We start from the raw sequence: 15,733 nt of genomic DNA, 5'->3' as shown, positions 1-15,733 counted from the left end.
CGTCACCGGTCGGTCGCTCCGCTCTGCTCGGGGGAGTCGCCCGCGGCGCCCGGGCGCTTCGATCGCGACGGTGCACCGAGGTCGGGCAGACCCCGTTGGATGACCACCCCGAAGAGGTCGTCGGGGTCGAGCCTACGCAACTCCTCGGCCAGGCAGTCACGCAGGCTGCGGCGAGGCAGCGAGATGTCGTGCGTGGGCTGGTTCGGCTGCGTGAGCGTCGCCACGTTCGGCAGTTCCCGCTCGAGGTGGATCTCGCCGGATCCACGCACGAGCGTGACCCCGTGGATGCCGCTCGCGCCGTTGCCGGGCGTCGTCACCACGAGGTCGACCTGCACCTGCAGCTGCAGCTGCAGCCAGGCGGCGAGCAGCGCGGTCGAGGGGGAGTCCGACGATCCGTGCACCGTCACCGCGGTGATGGGCTCGTACGGCGGCTGGTCGAGCACGGCGGCGAGCTGCGCGCGCCACAGCGTGAGGCGCGTCCACGCGAAGTCGGTGTCCCCGGGTGTGTACGTCTCGCTGAGGTGCTGCAGCGCCAGTTGCGGGTTCGGTGCCGCGGCGGCGTCGGTGATCCGGCGCTGTGCGATCCGTCCGATCGCGCTCTGCGCCGTCACATCCGGGGCGTGACGGGGCCACCACGCGACGACGGGCGCGTCGGGCAGCAGGAGCCCCGTGACGAGGCCCTCCTGCTCGCTCGCGGTGTCGTCGTAGGCCCGCAGCACGATGACCTCGCTCGCGCCGGCGTCGCCGCCGACACGGATCTGCGCGTCGAGCCGGGCGCTGCCGGTCTTGCGCTGGTCGGGCGCCTCGGTGGAGAGCACGATGACGCGCATCGGGTGCTCCCGCGAGGCGTCGTTGGCGGCCTCGATGGCCTCCTCCTCCTCGCCCAGTTGGGTCGAGATCACGAGGGTGAGCACGCGGCCGAGGGCGACGGCGCCGCCCTCCTCGCGGATCTTGACGAGCGCCTTCGAGATGGCACTGCTCGTCGTGTCGGGCAGATCGACGATCACGGGCGCCTCCAGACGCGGCCGTCGCGGGCGAGCAGCTCGTCCGCGGATGACGGGCCCCAGGTCCCGGGGCTGTACTGCTCCGGCTGCCCCTGCGTGGCCCAGAACTCCTCGATCGGGTCGAGGATCTTCCAGCTCAGCTCCACCTCCTGGTGGCGCGGGAACAGCGGCGGGTCGCCGAGCAGCACATCGAGGATGAGCCGCTCGTACGCCTCGGGGCTGGCCTCGGTGAACGCGTGACCGTAACCGAAGTCCATCGTCACGTCGCGCACCTGCATGCCGGCGCCGGGCACCTTCGAGCCGAAGCGGATGGTGACCCCCTCATCCGGCTGCACACGGATGACGAGCGCGTTCTGCCCGAGGGCGGAGGTCTGGCTCTCGGCGAAGAGGTACTGCGGAGCCCGCTTGAAGACGACCGCGATCTCCGTCACCCGTCGGCCGAGGCGCTTGCCCGCCCGCAGATAGAACGGCACGCCGGCCCACCGGCGCGTGCCGATGTCGAGCCGCATGGCCGCGTAGGTCTCCGTCGTGGAGGCGGGATCCATGCCCTCCTCCTCGAGGAAGCCGCGCACCTTCTCGCCACCCTGCCACCCGCCGGAGTACTGTCCGCGCGCCGTGGCGAGCGAGAGGTCCTTCGGCAGACGCACCGCCGAGAGCACCTTCTCCTTCTCGGCACGCAGGTCGGCCGCGTCGAACGAGACCGGCTCCTCCATGGCCGTGAGGGCGAGCAGCTGCAGCAGGTGGTTCTGGATCACGTCGCGCGCCGCGCCGATGCCGTCGTAGTAGCCGGCCCGGCCGCCGACGCCGATGTCCTCGGCCATCGTGATCTGCACGTGGTCGACGTAGTTCGCGTTCCAGATGGGCTCGTAGAGCATGTTCGCGAACCGGAGCGCCAGGATGTTCTGGACGGTCTCCTTGCCGAGGTAGTGGTCGATGCGGAACACCGAGTCGGCGGGGAACACCGACTCGACGACATCGTTGAGCTCGCGAGCCGTCTTGAGGTCGCTGCCGAACGGCTTCTCGATGACGACGCGGCGCCACTGACCGTCCTGCGGGTCGGCGAGACCGCTGCGCTTCAGCTGCTCGGTGACGACGGGGAACGCCTTCGGCGGGATCGACAGGTAGAACGCGTGGTTCCCCATCGTGCCGCGGTGGGCGTCGAGCTCCTCGATCGTCTCCTTGAGTCGGGCGAAGGCATCGTCGTCGTCGAACTCGCCCTGGACGAAGCGGATGCCCTGCGCGAGCTGGCGCCAGACGTCCTCATCGAACGGGGTGCGGGCGTACTTCTTGACGGCCTCGTACACGACCTTCTCGAAGTCCTGGTCCTCCCAGTCGCGCCGGGCGAAGCCGACGAGCGCGAATCCGGGAGGGAGCAGGCCGCGGTTGGCCAGGTCGTACACGGCCGGCATCAGCTTCTTGCGCGACAGGTCGCCCGTCACGCCGAAGATGATGAGCCCGGACGGGCCCGCGATGCGGTTCAGCCGTCGGTCGGACGGAAGGCGCAGCGGGTTGAACTCGGGAGTGATCTCCACGGGTGCCATGGTGCGTGAGCCTCCGTCAGGCGAGAGCGGACCGCAGGGCGGTCAGCCCCGCGCGCACATCGGTGAGCGTCAGCGTCAGCACCGGTCGACCGTGCTCGGCGAGCACGCTCGCGTCACCGGCGGCCTGCGCCTGGATCAGCTGACCGAAGGTGAACGGGCGCTCGGGCACCTCGAGGTCCTCCTCGGGCGTCGACAGGAGCTGCAGGAACACGCCGACGGCGGGGCCGCCCTTGTGGAACTGACCCGTCGAGTGCAGGAAGCGGGGACCCCAGCCGAACGTGACCGGGCGGCTCACCCGCGACGCGACGAGGTCGCGCAACTCGGCGAACTCGGGGTGGGCGACGCGGTCGAGGTAGGCCTGCACCGCGACGTAGCCGTCGGAGCCGAGCTGCGTGAAGAGCGCCCGCAGGGCGCCGTCGAGCGTGTCGACGCCGTCGAGCAGACCGGCCGAGGCGCGCACCTCGATGCCGTCGGCCGAGAAGACGGCAGGGGCCGGCTCGGGACGGGCGTCGAGCAGGCCGCGCGCGGCGATCTTCGCCGACTCGACGTCGGGCTGGTCGAACGGGTTGATGCCGAGCAGACGGCCGGCGATCGCCGTGGCGTACTCCCACAGCAGCAGCTGGGCGCCGAGCGTGCCGGTGACCTCGATCTCGCCATCGCGGACCTCGCGGGTCTCCTCCTCGTCGGCGACGAGGCGCACGATCTGCAGGTCGCCGAGGCCGAGCGACAGCTCGGGGGAGTCGGTCTCGAGCACGACGGGCAGCAGACCCTTGCCGAGCTTGCCGGTCGACTCCGCGATCAGCTGCTCGGCCCAATCGGCGAAGCCCACGATGTGGGTGCCGTCGGCGATGATGCCGAGCTTGTCCTTGAGCGGCGTCGTGCCGCCGATGGCGGCACCGAGCACGAGCGCGGGGTTGTCGGGGGCGTCCTGGGCGAGCTCGAGGCCGACCGCGGCCGCCTCGTCGAGCAGCTGACGGATGTCCACCCCGGCGAGCCCGGACGGCACGAGGCCGAAGGCCGTGAGCGCCGAGTAGCGCCCGCCGACGTTCGGGTCGGCGTTGAAGACCGTGTAGCCGTCGGCGCGCGCCGCCTGGTCGAGCGGGGAGCCCGGGTCGGTGACGACGACGATGCGCTCGGTCGGCTCGATGCCCGCGTCGCGGAACGCCTTCTCGTAGACGCGCTTCTGGCTGTCGGTCTCGACGGTCGAACCCGACTTCGACGAGATGACGACCGCGGTCGAGGAGAGACGATCGCGCAGGGCGGCGAGCACCTGGCTCGGCTCCGTGGAGTCGAGCACGGTGAGCTCGACGCCGTAGGTGCGCGTGATCACCTCGGGCGCGAGCGAGGATCCGCCCATGCCGCCGAGCACGATGTGATCGACGCCGGCCGCGCGGAGGCGGTCGCGCAGAGCGATGATCTCGTCGACGAGCGGCTCCGAGATGGAGCTCGCCTCGGTCCAGCCGAGACGCTTGGCGGACTCCTCTTCCGCATCCGGGCCCCACAGGGTGGGGTCCTGACCGGCGATGCGGCTCGCGACGAGGTCGCTCACGAGCTGCGGGACGAGGCGGTCGACCGCCTCAGCGGCGGCACCCGTCGCGTGGACGCGGATGCTCATTTGGCGGCCTCGAGAGCGGCGGTGACGGTGTCGAGCAGCTCGTTCCAGCTGACGATGAACTTCTCCACGCCCTCCTTCTCGAGCAGGGCGGTCACCTCGTCGTACGAGATGCCGAGGCCGGCGATCGCGTCGAGCACCTCGCGCGCCTCGGTGTAGCTGCCGGAGACCTTGTCGCCCTCGATGACGCCGTGGTCGAACGTGGCCTCGAGCGTCTTCTCCGGCATGGTGTTGACCGTGTCGGCGACGGCGAGCTCCGTCACGTAGAGCGTGTCGGGCAGGTTGGGGTCCTTGACGCCGGTCGACGCCCACAGCGGACGCTGCTTGTTCGCGCCGGCCTGCAGGAGCGCCTGGGCGCGGTCGGTGGCGAAGGCCTTCTCGTACACCTCGTACGCGAGGCGGGCGTTCGCGATGCCCGCCTTGCTCTTGAGGGCGCGGGCCTCGTCCGTGCCGATCGCCTCGAGGCGCTTGTCGATCTCGGTGTCGACGCGCGACACGAAGAACGAGGCGACCGAGTGGATCGTCGAGAGGTCGATGCCGTCGGCCTGAGCGCGCTCGAGACCGGTCAGGTAGGCGTCGATGACCTCACGGTGACGCTCGAGGCTGAAGATCAGCGTCACGTTGACGCTGATGCCCGCCGCGATCGTCTCGGTGATGGCTTCGAGGCCCTCCTTGGTGGCGGGGATCTTGATCATCACGTTCGGGCGGTCGATCTTCGCCCACAGGCGCTTCGCCTCGGCGATCGTGCCGGCGGCGTCGTGCGCGAGGCCCGGCTCCACCTCGATCGAGACGCGGCCGTCGTAGCCGTTCGTCTCGTCGTAGATCGCGCGGAACACGTCCGCGGCGTCGCCGACGTCGTCGGTGGTGATCTCGAAGACCGCGTCGGTGACGTTGGTGCCGGCCTTCGCGAGCTCGGCGACCTGCTGGTCGTAGGCCTCGCCCTTGGCGAGAGCCGACGCGAAGATCGTCGGGTTGGTGGTCACGCCGACGACGTTGCGCTCGGCGATGATCTTCTGCAGGCCTTCGGCCTTGATGCGCTCACGGGAGAGGTCGTCGAGCCAGATGCTGACGCCCGCAGCGGAGAGCTGTGCGGTGGGGGAGGTGCTGTCGGTCATGCTTCTTCTCTTCTCTCACGCGGCCGAGACGACGGCCAGCGATTCCTTGGCGGCGGCTACGGCCGCCTCGGTGGTGATACCGAACTCGCGGTACAGGGTCTTCTCATCAGCCGAGGCACCGAAGTGCTCGATCGAGACCGATCGTCCGGCCTCGCCGATGTAACGCTCCCAGCCCAGCGACAATGCCGCCTCGACCGAAACTCGTGCCTTCACGTTCTTCGGCAGCACGGAATCGCGGTACTCCTGCGACTGCTCGGCGAACCACTCGAGGCACGGAGCCGAGACGACGCGGGCGTGGATGCCCTCGTTCGCCAGCTCGGCACGCGCCTCGAGTGCGTACTGCACCTCGGATCCCGTCGCGATGAAGATGACGTCGGGGGAGCCGTTCGCGGCGTCCGCGAGCACGTAGGCGCCCTTCGAGACGTTGCGCGCCGAAGCGAGCGTGTCGCCGGAGGCGTCGCCCTCGCCGCGCTCGAACACCGGCAGGTTCTGGCGGCTGAGTGCGATGCCGGCCGGACCCTCACGACGCTCGAGGATGGTCTTCCACGCCCACGCCGTCTCGTTGGCGTCGGCGGGGCGCACGACGTCGAGACCCGGGATGGCGCGCAGCGACACGAGCTGCTCGACCGGCTGGTGCGTCGGTCCGTCACCGCCGAGGGCGACGGAGTCGTGCGTCCAGACGAAGATCGACGGCGCCTTCATGAGGGCGGCGAGACGCACCGCGGGGCGCATGTAGTCGCTGAAGATGAGGAACGTGCCGCCGAACGGACGCGTGTTGCCGTGCAGCACGATGCCGTTGAGGATCGAACCCATCGCGTGCTCGCGGATGCCGAAGTGCAGCACGCGGCCGTAGGGGTTGCCCGTCCACTCGCGCGTCGAGTGCTCGGCGGGGATGAACGAGCCGCCGCCCTCGAGCGTGGTGTTGTTCGACTCGGCGAGGTCGGCGGAGCCACCCCACAGCTCGGGGATCACCGGGGCGAGGGCGTTGAGCACCTTGCCGCTCGCGGCGCGGGTCGAGACGGCCTTGCCGGGCTCGAAGACCGGCAGCGCCTCCTCGACGCCCTCGGGGAGTTCGCCGGAGAGGATGCGGTCGAGCAGCTGCTTGCGCTCGGGGTTCGCGGATGCCCACGCCTCGAACTGCTCGTTCCATTCGGCGTGCGCCTGCTGACCGCGCTCGACCGCCTGACGGGTGTGCTCGATGACGCCCTCGGGCACCTCGAAGGTCTGCTCGGGGTCGAATCCGAGCACCTGCTTGACGGCGGCGAGCTCCTCGGCGCCGAGCGCCGATCCGTGGATCTTGCCCGTGTTCTGCTTCTTGGGCGCCGGCCAGCCGATGATGGTCTTGAGGATGATGAGCGACGGCTTGCCGGTCTCGGCCTGCGCGGCCTCGATCGCGGCGTAGAGCTCGTGCACGTCTTCGACGTATTCGCCCGACTTCTTCCAGTCGACCGTCTGCACGTGCCATCCGTAGGCCTCGTAGCGGGCGGCGACGTCCTCGGTGAAGGCGACGTTGGTGTCGTCCTCGATCGAGATCTGGTTGCTGTCGTAGAAGGCGATGAGGTTGCCGAGCTGCTGGTGGCCCGCGAGGGAACCGGCTTCGCTCGTGACGCCCTCCTGCATGTCGCCGTCGCCGGCGATCACGTAGACGTGGTGGTCGAACGGGCTCGTGCCGGGGGCGGCATCCGGGTCGAACAGGCCGCGCTCGAAGCGCTGCGCGTAGGCGAAACCGACCGCCGAGGCGAGTCCCTGGCCGAGCGGGCCGGTGGTGATCTCGACGCCGTCGGTGTGGCCGTACTCGGGGTGACCGGGGGTCTTCGACCCCCACGTGCGGAGGGCCTTCAGGTCATCGAGCTCGAGACCGTAGCCGCCGAAGTAGAGCTGCACGTACTGGGTGAGCGAGCTGTGACCGACCGAGAGGATGAAGCGGTCGCGGCCGATCCATTCGTTGTCGCTCGGGTCGCGACGCATCACCTTCTGGAAGAGCAGGTAGGCGAGCGGCGCGAGGCTCATCGCCGTGCCGGGATGCCCGTTGCCCACCTTCTCCACGGCATCTGCCGCGAGCACTCGTGCGGTGTCTACCGCCTTGTTGTCAATGGGATCCCATTGCAGAGCTGCCACTGGATTGTCGACCCTTCGTAACGCAGGGCAACCGGAGCCCGATGGAACGGGGCGGCCGCGCGGACATACTCGCCACTGACATCATCGGCATGACCGCGCGCGTCGGCGGATCTCGTGGGAACGATGTCCGCGCAGCGCGGTCGGCAAGCAGGGCCAAGTATAGAGAAGGCTGAGCCCCCGCCGTCTGCCGCTGTGGTCCGGCTGGGAACGCGGCGTCACATTCGTTCGGCGATCCGCGCGCGGGCGGCGGCGCCCCCGGACGAGGGTCATCCGACCGTCGCCTACACTGGATGAGCCTGACCCGGTCGCGAAGAGGAGCAATGAACGTAGTCGCACCGCCCCGCGCGCGCGAGACCCGCATCGGGTTCTCCCGCAAGCTCCGCGCCTACGTCGCCCTCACCAAGCCGCGGGTGATCGAGCTGCTGCTCGTGACGACGATCCCGGTGATGATCCTCGCCCAGGGGGGACTGCCGAACCCGTGGCTCGTGCTCGCGACCGTCATCGGCGGAGCGTTGAGCGCGAGCAGTGCGAACTCGTTCAACTGCTACATCGACCGCGACATCGACCGCGTGATGAACCGCACGAAGCGGCGTCCGCTCGTCACCGGCGAACTCCGCGACGGGGAGGCGCTCGCCTTCGCCTGGGGGACGGGGGCGCTCTCGATCCTCTGGCTCGGCCTCACCACCAACTGGCTGGCCGCCGCGCTCTCGCTCGGCGCGATCCTCTTCTACGTCTTCGTCTACACGCTGTGGCTCAAGCGCCGCACCGAGCAGAACATCATCTGGGGCGGCATCGCCGGCTGCGCTCCCGTGCTCATCGGATGGGCGGCCGTCACCGGCTCGCTCGACTGGCCCGCGTGGATCCTCTTCGGCGTCGTGTTCCTCTGGACGCCGCCGCACTACTGGCCGCTGTCGATGAAGTACCGCGACGACTACGAGTCGGTGGGCGTGCCGATGCTCGCCGTCGTGCGCGGCCGCGTCGTCGTCGGCCTGCAGGTCATCCTCTACGCGTGGGCGACGGTCGCGTGCTCGCTGCTGCTGATCCCGGTCGCCGGGATGGGCATCGTCTACACGCTCGCGGCGGTCGGCACGGGCGGCTGGTTCATCGTCGAGGCGCACCGTCTCTACTCCTCGTCCCTGCGCGGCGACGAGGTCAAGCCGATGCGCGTCTTCCACGCGAGCATCAGCTACCTGAGCCTGCTCTTCGTCGCCGTCGGCGTCGACCCGCTCCTTCCGTTCTAGAGGCGCGGCGCCGCGTCGCGGGCGCGCGACCCCCTAGGTCGGTTTCCCGTCAGTAGATGCCCTTCTGAGCAGCGCGAAAGGGCATCTACCGACGGAAAACCGCCGGGCGACGGATCGGCGACGGATCGGGGAAGGCGTCGGAGCCGCGCACGCGGACCGAGCGGCGGACGCCCGGGCTACTTGCGCAGCGAGAGCACCGACGCGGTCGTGAGCGAGACCGTGCACACCGCGAGCACCATGTGCATCCCCACGAGCAGCTCGGGCAGGCCGAGTCGGGCCTGCGTCACTCCGACGACGATCTGCACGAGCATGACGCCGAGCAGGCCGAGCACGAACGGGCGGGGGGTGCGGATGCGCCCGGGCAGCGAAGCGAGCACGAGCAGGGCCACCGCGGCGAATGCGGCGTACGCGGGCCAGCTGTGCACGTGCTGCAGCAGGGCGGAGTCGAGCCCGTTGCGCGCGGCACCGTGGTCGCCCGCGTGCGGGCCCGACCCGGTGGTGAGGATGCCCACCAGAACGGTGATCGCGACGAGGGCCGACGCGACGTGGGCGAGCACGATGTACCAGCGCGGCGCGGTCGCCGTGTCGCCCCGCGGACCCTGCATGACGCGGTACACGAGGACCGTCGCGAGGGAGACGAGCACGACGGACGGGATGAAGTGCAGCCCTACGATCCACGGGTTGAGGTTGCTGAGCACCGTGAGGCCGCCGAGCACGCCTTGGAACGGGATGCCCAGGCCCAGCGCGAGCGCGAGGCCGAAGAGCTCCGGCCGGTCGCGGCGCAGCCGCAGCACGAAGAGGAACGTGACGATCGCGATCGCGACGAGCACGAAGGTGAGCAGGCGGTTGCCGAACTCGATGACGCCGTGGATGCCCATCTCGGGCGTCGCGACGAAGGAGTCGACCGTGCACCGCGGCCACGTCGGGCAGCCGAGACCCGATCCGGTGAGCCGCACCGCGCCGCCCGTGCCGACGATGGCGATCTGCGCGACGAGCGACGCCCAGGCGGCGATGCGCACGCGCCGATCGACGGTCGTGGGCAGTCGGTCGTGCAGCCGACGGAGAAGAGTGCGCTGCTCGGGCACCGTGGTCGTCACGGAGCACCTGGCCTTTCCTGCTGATTCGGAGGGTCACCCTGTAGACTCAGCTGGTTCAATGAACGCAAGTCCCGCCGGGTCGATGGAGACGTCCGGGGGATCCGGTGGATCCCCGGCCCGACCAGTCTAGGCAGGCGCGTCGGACAGCGATAATCCAGCCCGGACCCGGCACTCAGCACGTGTCGTGGGGAATGCGGGAACGGCCGCGATGGTTGTCCCCACAGGAAGCGAGGTACACATGTCAGACGTGCTCATCGACCGTCCGGAGCTCGCCGGTCTCGGCCAGTACGAGTTCGGGTGGGCCGATTCCGACGCCGCGGGTCAATCCGCGCGACGTGGGATCAACCCGGAGGTCGTGACCGACATCTCGCGGCTCAAGAACGAACCCGAGTGGATGCTGCGCAACCGGCTCAAGGGACTGCAGCTCTTCGAGCGCAAGCCCATGCCGACGTGGGGCGCCGACCTCTCGGGCATCGACTTCGACAACATCAAGTACTTCGTGCGGTCGACGGAGAAGCAGGCCCAGAGCTGGGAAGACCTGCCGGAGGACATCCGCAACACGTACGACCGCCTCGGCATCCCGGATGCGGAGAAGCAGCGTCTCGTCGCCGGCGTCGCCGCGCAGTACGAGTCCGAGGTCGTGTACCACCAGATCCAGAAGGAGCTGGAGGACCAGGGCGTCATCTTCATGGACACCGACACGGCGCTCAAGGAGCACCCGGAGTTCTTCGAGGAGTACTTCGGCACGGTCATCCCGGCCGGCGACAACAAGTTCGCCGCGCTCAACACGGCCGTCTGGTCGGGCGGTTCCTTCGTGTACGTGCCGAAGGGCGTGCACGTCGACATCCCGCTGCAGGCCTACTTCCGCATCAACACCGAGAACATGGGCCAGTTCGAGCGCACGCTGATCATCGCCGACGAGGGCAGCTACGTGCACTACATCGAGGGCTGCACGGCGCCGATCTACAAGAGCGACTCGCTGCACTCCGCGGTCGTCGAGATCATCGTGAAGAAGAACGCCCGCGTGCGGTACACGACGATCCAGAACTGGTCGAACAACGTGTACAACCTCGTCACCAAGCGGGCCACCGCGGCCGAGGGCGCCACCATGGAGTGGATCGACGGCAACATCGGCTCCAAGGTGACGATGAAGTACCCCTCCATCTACCTCATGGGCGAGCACGCCAAGGGGGAGACGCTCTCCGTCGCCTTCGCGGGCCCCGGCCAGCACCAGGACGCCGGCGCGAAGATGATCCACATGGCGCCGTACACGACGTCGTCGATCGTCTCGAAGTCGATCGCGCGCGGTGGCGGTCGAGCCGGATACCGTGGCGAGGTGCGCGTGGACGAGAAGGCCCACCACTCGGCGAACACCGTGCGCTGCGACGCCCTGCTCGTCGACACGATCTCGCGGTCGGACACCTATCCGGCGATCGACATCCGCGTCGACGACGTGCAGCTCGGCCACGAGGCGACGGTGTCGCGCGTGAGCGAGGAGCAGCTGTTCTATCTCCAGTCGCGGGGTCTGCCCGAAGACGAAGCCATGGCCATGATCGTGCGCGGGTTCATCGAACCCATCGCCCGCGAGCTGCCCATGGAGTACGCCCTCGAGCTCAACAAGCTCATCGAGATGAGCATGGAAGGATCCGTCGGCTAGATGCCCGCCGCCACCCCCACAGCACAGGCACCCGCCCAGCACGGACTCACCGAGCACAGCCACGGACCCGGCTCGCCGGTCCCCGTGCAGTCCCGTGCCGAGCGCTTCGCCTCGGTCGACCACTCGGCCTTCCCGCCCGTGACCGGGCTCGAGGCGGAGTGGAAGCTCACCCCGGTACGCGAACTCGGCGACCTCATCGACGGCGGGCTCGACGGCTCCCCGCTGCCGTACACGGCGACCGGGAGCGCGACGGTCGCCTGGATCGACCGCGACCACGCCCTGATCGGCCGCGCCGGCATTCCCGAGGATCGCGCCGCGGCCAACGCGTGGAGCTCGTTCGAGAAGGCGCTGCACGTGCGCGTCGACGGTCTCGCGACCGCGTCGGTGGAACGGGACGGCCTCGGGGCCGCTCCGCGCGCCGCCCACACGGTCATCGAGGCCACGCCGAACAGTGAGGGCCTCGTCGTGCTCGGCGGGCGCGGCGCCGCCCGGCTGAGCGAGAACGTCGAGATCGTCGTCGGCGACGGCGCGAAGCTCACCGTCGTGAGCCTGCAGGAGTGGGATGACGACGCGGTGCACCTCGCGAGCCACTTCGCCCGCGTCGGCCGCGACGCCCAGCTCAAGTACATCCAGGTCTCCCTCGGCGGTCGGATCGTGCGCGTGAACCCCTCCGCACATCTCGTCGAGCCCGGCGGGGACGTCGAACTGCTCGGCGCCTACTTCGCCGACGCCTCGCAGCACCTCGAACAGCGGGTCTACGTCGACCACGTCGCCCCGAAGACCCGCAGCCGCGTCGCCTACAAGGGCGCACTGCAGGGCGCCGGCGCCCGCACCGTCTGGGTGGGCGACGTGTTGATCGGCCGCGATGCGGCCGGAACCGACAGCTACGAATCGAACCGCAACCTCGTGCTCACCGAGGGCACGCGCGCCGACTCGATCCCGAACCTCGAGATCGAGACCGGGCAGATCGAGGGCGCGGGCCACGCGAGCGCGACCGGGCGTTTCGACGACGAGCAGCTCTTCTACCTGCAGTCGCGCGGCATCGAGGAGCACGAGGCCCGACGACTCGTCGTCATCGGATTCCTCGGCGAGATCGTGCAGCGCATCGGCGTGACCGAGCTCGAGCAGCGGCTCATGGCCGCGATCGAGGCCGAGCTCGCGGAAGTGATCGCGCGATGAGCCGCCAGCGTGTGTGCGCCGTCGCCGAGCTCTCCCCGGGTGCGGCTCAGCGCGTCGTCGTCGACGGCAAGGCCATCGCCGTCGTGATCGACTCCTCCGGGGACGTGCACGCCATCGGCGACACGTGCACCCACGGCGACATCTCGCTCACCGAAGGATTCGTCGAGGACGACACGCTCGAGTGCTGGGCCCACGGGTCGAAGTTCTCGCTCACCACGGGCAAGCCGCTCACGCTGCCCGCCTACGAACCCGTTCCCGTGTACGCCGTCACCGTCGAGGACGGCGACGTGTACCTCGACCCCGACGTGACCGTCGCGGTCGACTGAGACTTCCAAGGAGACACCACCATGTCGACCCTCGACATCCGTGACCTGCACGTCAGCATCCAGACCGAACAGGGGTCCAAGGAGATCCTGCGCGGCGTGGACCTGACCATCTCGCAGGGCGAGACCCACGCCATCATGGGGCCCAACGGCTCCGGCAAGTCCACCCTCGCCTACACGATCGCCGGTCACCCGCGATACACCGTCGACAGCGGCAGCATCACGCTCGACGGTCAGGACGTGCTCGCGATGAGCGTCGACGAGCGCGCCCGCGCCGGCCTCTTCCTCGCGATGCAGTACCCGGTGGAGATCCCCGGTGTCACGGTCGCCAACTTCCTCCGCACCGCCAAGACCGCGATCGACGGCGAGGCGCCGGCCATCCGCGGCTGGTCCGCCACCCTCCGCGACTCGATGACCAAGCTCCGCATGGATTCGGGCTTCGCCGCCCGCAACGTGAACGAGGGCTTCTCCGGCGGTGAGAAGAAGCGTCACGAGATCGTGCAGATGGAGCTCCTCAAGCCGAAGATCGCCGTGCTCGACGAGACCGACTCCGGCCTCGACGTCGACGCGCTCAAGATCGTCTCCGAGGGCGTCAACCGGGTGAAGGACGAGACCGGGCTCGGCGTGCTGCTCATCACGCACTACACGCGCATCCTCCGCTACATCCGTCCCGACTTCGTGCACGTCTTCGTGAACGGCCGGGTCGCGGAAGAGGGCGGCCCGGAGCTCGCGGACCGTCTCGAGGACGAGGGTTACGACCGTTTCCTCGCCGACGTCGAGGCGGTCTGACGATGCCCACCGCACTCGAGCCGCAGCTCTTCGACAAGCTCGAAGAGGCACTCAAAGACGTCATGGATCCCGAGCTCGGCGTCAACATCGTCGACCTGGGTCTCATCTACGACCTCAGCTGGGATGACGAGCACGACGCGCTCGTGATCAGCATGACGCTGACCTCGGCCGGCTGCCCGCTGACCGACGTGATCGAGGAGCAGGTGGGGGAGTCGCTCGACGGGCTCGTCGAACGCTTCCGCATCAACTGGGTGTGGATGCCGCCGTGGGGTCCCGAGCGGATCACCGACGACGGTCGCGACATGATGCGTGCGATCGGGTTCAGCATCTAGCAGGATGAGTTCTCGGCGGCATGTCGAGAACACGTCGACCGCTCCGACTCACTGATGAGAGCGCCCGCCCGGGCGCCACGTGAGGAGCGGAACGATGAAGTACATGCTGATGATGTTCGGGTCGGCGGGCGAGATGATGCAGACCAAGTCGCCCGAATGGATCCACGAGATGACCGCCTTCATGGTGAACATCGACGAGGAGCTCCGCGAGAGCGGCGAGATGGTCTTCAACGCCGGGCTCGCCGACGGGAGCGCGGCGAAGCTCGTCCACGCCGACGGCCTCGTCACCGATGGGCCCTTCGCCGAGGCGAAGGAGTCGCTCATCGGCTACTGGGTGCTCGATGTCGCGAGCGAGGACCGCGTGCACGAGATCGCGCGCTCGATCGCGAACTATGCAGGGGTCGTCGAGGTCCGGCCGCTCGGTGAGCGGCCTCCGGAGGTGTGAGCGACTCCCCGATGGGCACGTCGCGGGCCGTCGAGGACCTGCTGCGCGCGTGCGCGCCGCAGGTGCTCGGCATCCTCGTGCGGCGGCACGGCCAGTTCGAGGCGTGTGAGGACGCGACCCAGGAGGCGCTCATCGCCGCCGCGCGCGCCTGGCACGACGAAGGCATCCCCGAGCATCCGCGTGCGTGGCTCCTCGCGGTGGCGCAACGCCGATTGATCGACGAGTGGCGCAGCGAGAGCGCCCGACGTCGCCGCGAGGGGGAGTCGGCACTGCTCGAGGCGGCGACGGTACCGGATGTGCCCGAGCGGGACGACACGCTCGACCTGCTCGTGCTGTGCTGTCATCCGAGCGTGTCGGTGCCCTCCCAGATCGCGTTGACGCTGCGGGCGGTGGGTGGACTGACGACGGCCGAGATCGCCGCGGCGTTCCTCGTGCCTGAGGCGACGATGGCCCAGCGCATCAGCCGCGCGAAGCAGCGCATCGCGGCCGAGGGGGCCGAGTTCGGACAGGCGGGCGCCGGCGAGCTCGCGGCGCGCCTCCCCGCGGTGACGCGCGTGCTCTACCTCGTGTTCAACGAGGGGTACGCCGCCACGGCCGGCGAGCTCGTGCACCGCTCCGAACTGACCCTCGAGGGCATCCGGCTGGCGCGCCTGCTGCGCGCGAGCGTGCCGGACGACGGCGAGGTCGCGGGTCTGCTCGCCCTCATGCTGCTGACCGACGCGCGCCGCGCGGCACGGATCGACGCGGACGGGTCGCTCGTACCGCTCGACGAGCAGGACCGGCGACTGTGGGACGCCGCGATGATCGCCGAGGGCGTGCAGCTCGTCGGCGGCACGCTCGGGCGCGGCCCCGTCGGTCCGTACCAGCTGCAGGCCGTGATCGCCGCGCTCCACGACGAGGCTGCGAGCGATGCCGACACCAACTGGCCGCAGATCCTCGCCCTCTACGACGTGCTCGAGCGGGTGGCCCCGGGACCCGTCGTGACGCTCAACCGAGCCGTGGCGCTCGCCCGCGTTCACGGACCGCGTGCGGCGCTAGACCTGCTCGATACCCTCGACGCGGACACGCGGATGACAGGGAACCACCGCCTGCACGCCGTGCGGGCGCACCTGTTCGAGCGCGTCGGCGACATCCCCGCCGCGGTGGAGTGCTTCGAGACCGCCGCGCGACTCACCCGGAGCGTGCAGGAGCAGCGTTACCTCGGATTGCGGGCGGCACGGCTCCGTGCCTGACGGACCGAAGAGAAGAGCCCCGCACCGGGTGGTGCGGGGCTCTCGGAT

Annotated in this window: 14 protein-coding genes; 8 read left to right on the top strand and 6 right to left on the bottom strand. The window is 69.6% G+C overall.

Translation table 11 applies throughout. From position 1 onward, the window contains the following. Positions 1-2: 2 nt before the first annotated feature. Genes CLV46_RS08885 through tkt form a run of 5 tightly spaced genes read right to left on the bottom strand, consistent with a single transcriptional unit; the run spans position 3 to position 7,390 of the window. The gene (locus tag CLV46_RS08885; RefSeq protein WP_100364438.1) at positions 3-1,007 is read right to left on the bottom strand and encodes a glucose-6-phosphate dehydrogenase assembly protein OpcA; all 1,005 of its coding nucleotides are present in this window, start codon (positions 1,005-1,007) and stop codon (positions 3-5) included. Next, positions 1,004-2,545, bottom strand: a complete 1,542-nt coding sequence (gene zwf, locus CLV46_RS08880; RefSeq protein ID WP_100364437.1) for a glucose-6-phosphate dehydrogenase — start codon at positions 2,543-2,545, stop codon at positions 1,004-1,006. The genes CLV46_RS08885 and zwf overlap by 4 nt, the downstream gene beginning before the upstream one ends. Before the next feature lie 16 nt (positions 2,546-2,561). Continuing rightward, positions 2,562-4,160: a glucose-6-phosphate isomerase gene (locus CLV46_RS08875; protein ID WP_100364436.1), complete on the bottom strand. Its 1,599-nt coding sequence runs from the start codon at positions 4,158-4,160 to the stop codon at positions 2,562-2,564. Beyond that, the gene (tal, locus tag CLV46_RS08870) at positions 4,157-5,272 is read right to left on the bottom strand and encodes a transaldolase (protein WP_100364435.1); all 1,116 of its coding nucleotides are present in this window, start codon (positions 5,270-5,272) and stop codon (positions 4,157-4,159) included. Before tal ends, CLV46_RS08875 begins: the two co-directional genes overlap by 4 nt. Before the next feature lie 15 nt (positions 5,273-5,287). Next, positions 5,288-7,390 carry a transketolase gene (tkt, locus tag CLV46_RS08865; protein ID WP_100364434.1) on the bottom strand — a complete coding sequence of 701 codons (2,103 nt, stop codon included), beginning with the start codon at positions 7,388-7,390 and terminating at the stop codon, positions 5,288-5,290. A gap of 320 nt (positions 7,391-7,710) precedes the next feature. Here tkt and CLV46_RS08860 point away from each other — a divergent pair, with 320 nt between their 5' ends. Continuing rightward, positions 7,711-8,631, top strand: a complete 921-nt coding sequence (locus tag CLV46_RS08860; protein WP_245866671.1) for a heme o synthase — start codon at positions 7,711-7,713, stop codon at positions 8,629-8,631. Positions 8,632-8,807: 176 nt separating this feature from the next. On the opposite strand, the gene CLV46_RS08855 is transcribed toward CLV46_RS08860, so the two are convergent. Continuing rightward, positions 8,808-9,728: a COX15/CtaA family protein gene (locus tag CLV46_RS08855; protein ID WP_100364432.1), complete on the bottom strand. Its 921-nt coding sequence runs from the start codon at positions 9,726-9,728 to the stop codon at positions 8,808-8,810. Positions 9,729-9,966: 238 nt separating this feature from the next. Between CLV46_RS08855 and sufB the strand changes: the two genes are divergently transcribed. The 7 genes from sufB (at position 9,967) to CLV46_RS08820 (ending at position 15,685) form a co-directional block, all read left to right on the top strand. Continuing rightward, positions 9,967-11,385, top strand: coding sequence for a Fe-S cluster assembly protein SufB (sufB, locus tag CLV46_RS08850; protein WP_100364431.1), 1,419 nt, complete (start codon positions 9,967-9,969; stop codon positions 11,383-11,385). After that, entirely contained in the window at positions 11,386-12,564 is a 1,179-nt protein-coding gene (sufD, locus tag CLV46_RS08845) for a Fe-S cluster assembly protein SufD (RefSeq protein ID WP_100364430.1), read from the top strand. Continuing rightward, entirely contained in the window at positions 12,561-12,890 is a 330-nt protein-coding gene (locus tag CLV46_RS08840; RefSeq protein ID WP_100364429.1) for a non-heme iron oxygenase ferredoxin subunit, read from the top strand. Before sufD ends, CLV46_RS08840 begins: the two co-directional genes overlap by 4 nt. A 21-nt stretch (positions 12,891-12,911) precedes the next feature. After that, complete coding sequence (gene sufC / locus CLV46_RS08835) at positions 12,912-13,676, top strand: Fe-S cluster assembly ATPase SufC (protein WP_100364428.1); 765 nt, start codon at positions 12,912-12,914, stop codon at positions 13,674-13,676. 2 nt (positions 13,677-13,678) lie between these two features. Further along, positions 13,679-14,008, top strand: coding sequence for a metal-sulfur cluster assembly factor (locus CLV46_RS08830; RefSeq protein ID WP_100364427.1), 330 nt, complete (start codon positions 13,679-13,681; stop codon positions 14,006-14,008). A gap of 94 nt (positions 14,009-14,102) precedes the next feature. Continuing rightward, on the top strand, positions 14,103-14,453 hold the full coding sequence (locus tag CLV46_RS08825; RefSeq protein WP_100364426.1) for a YciI family protein: 351 nt from the start codon (positions 14,103-14,105) through the stop codon (positions 14,451-14,453). After that, on the top strand, positions 14,450-15,685 hold the full coding sequence (locus CLV46_RS08820; protein ID WP_342746110.1) for an RNA polymerase sigma factor: 1,236 nt from the start codon (positions 14,450-14,452) through the stop codon (positions 15,683-15,685). Before CLV46_RS08825 ends, CLV46_RS08820 begins: the two co-directional genes overlap by 4 nt. Positions 15,686-15,733: the final 48 nt, after the last annotated feature.

Origin of the sequence: Diaminobutyricimonas aerilata, from assembly GCF_002797715.1 — a bacterium.
In the GTDB taxonomy this organism is placed as follows: domain Bacteria; phylum Actinomycetota; class Actinomycetes; order Actinomycetales; family Microbacteriaceae; genus Diaminobutyricimonas; species Diaminobutyricimonas aerilata.
This window is presented reverse-complemented; position numbering and strand designations above follow the sequence as displayed.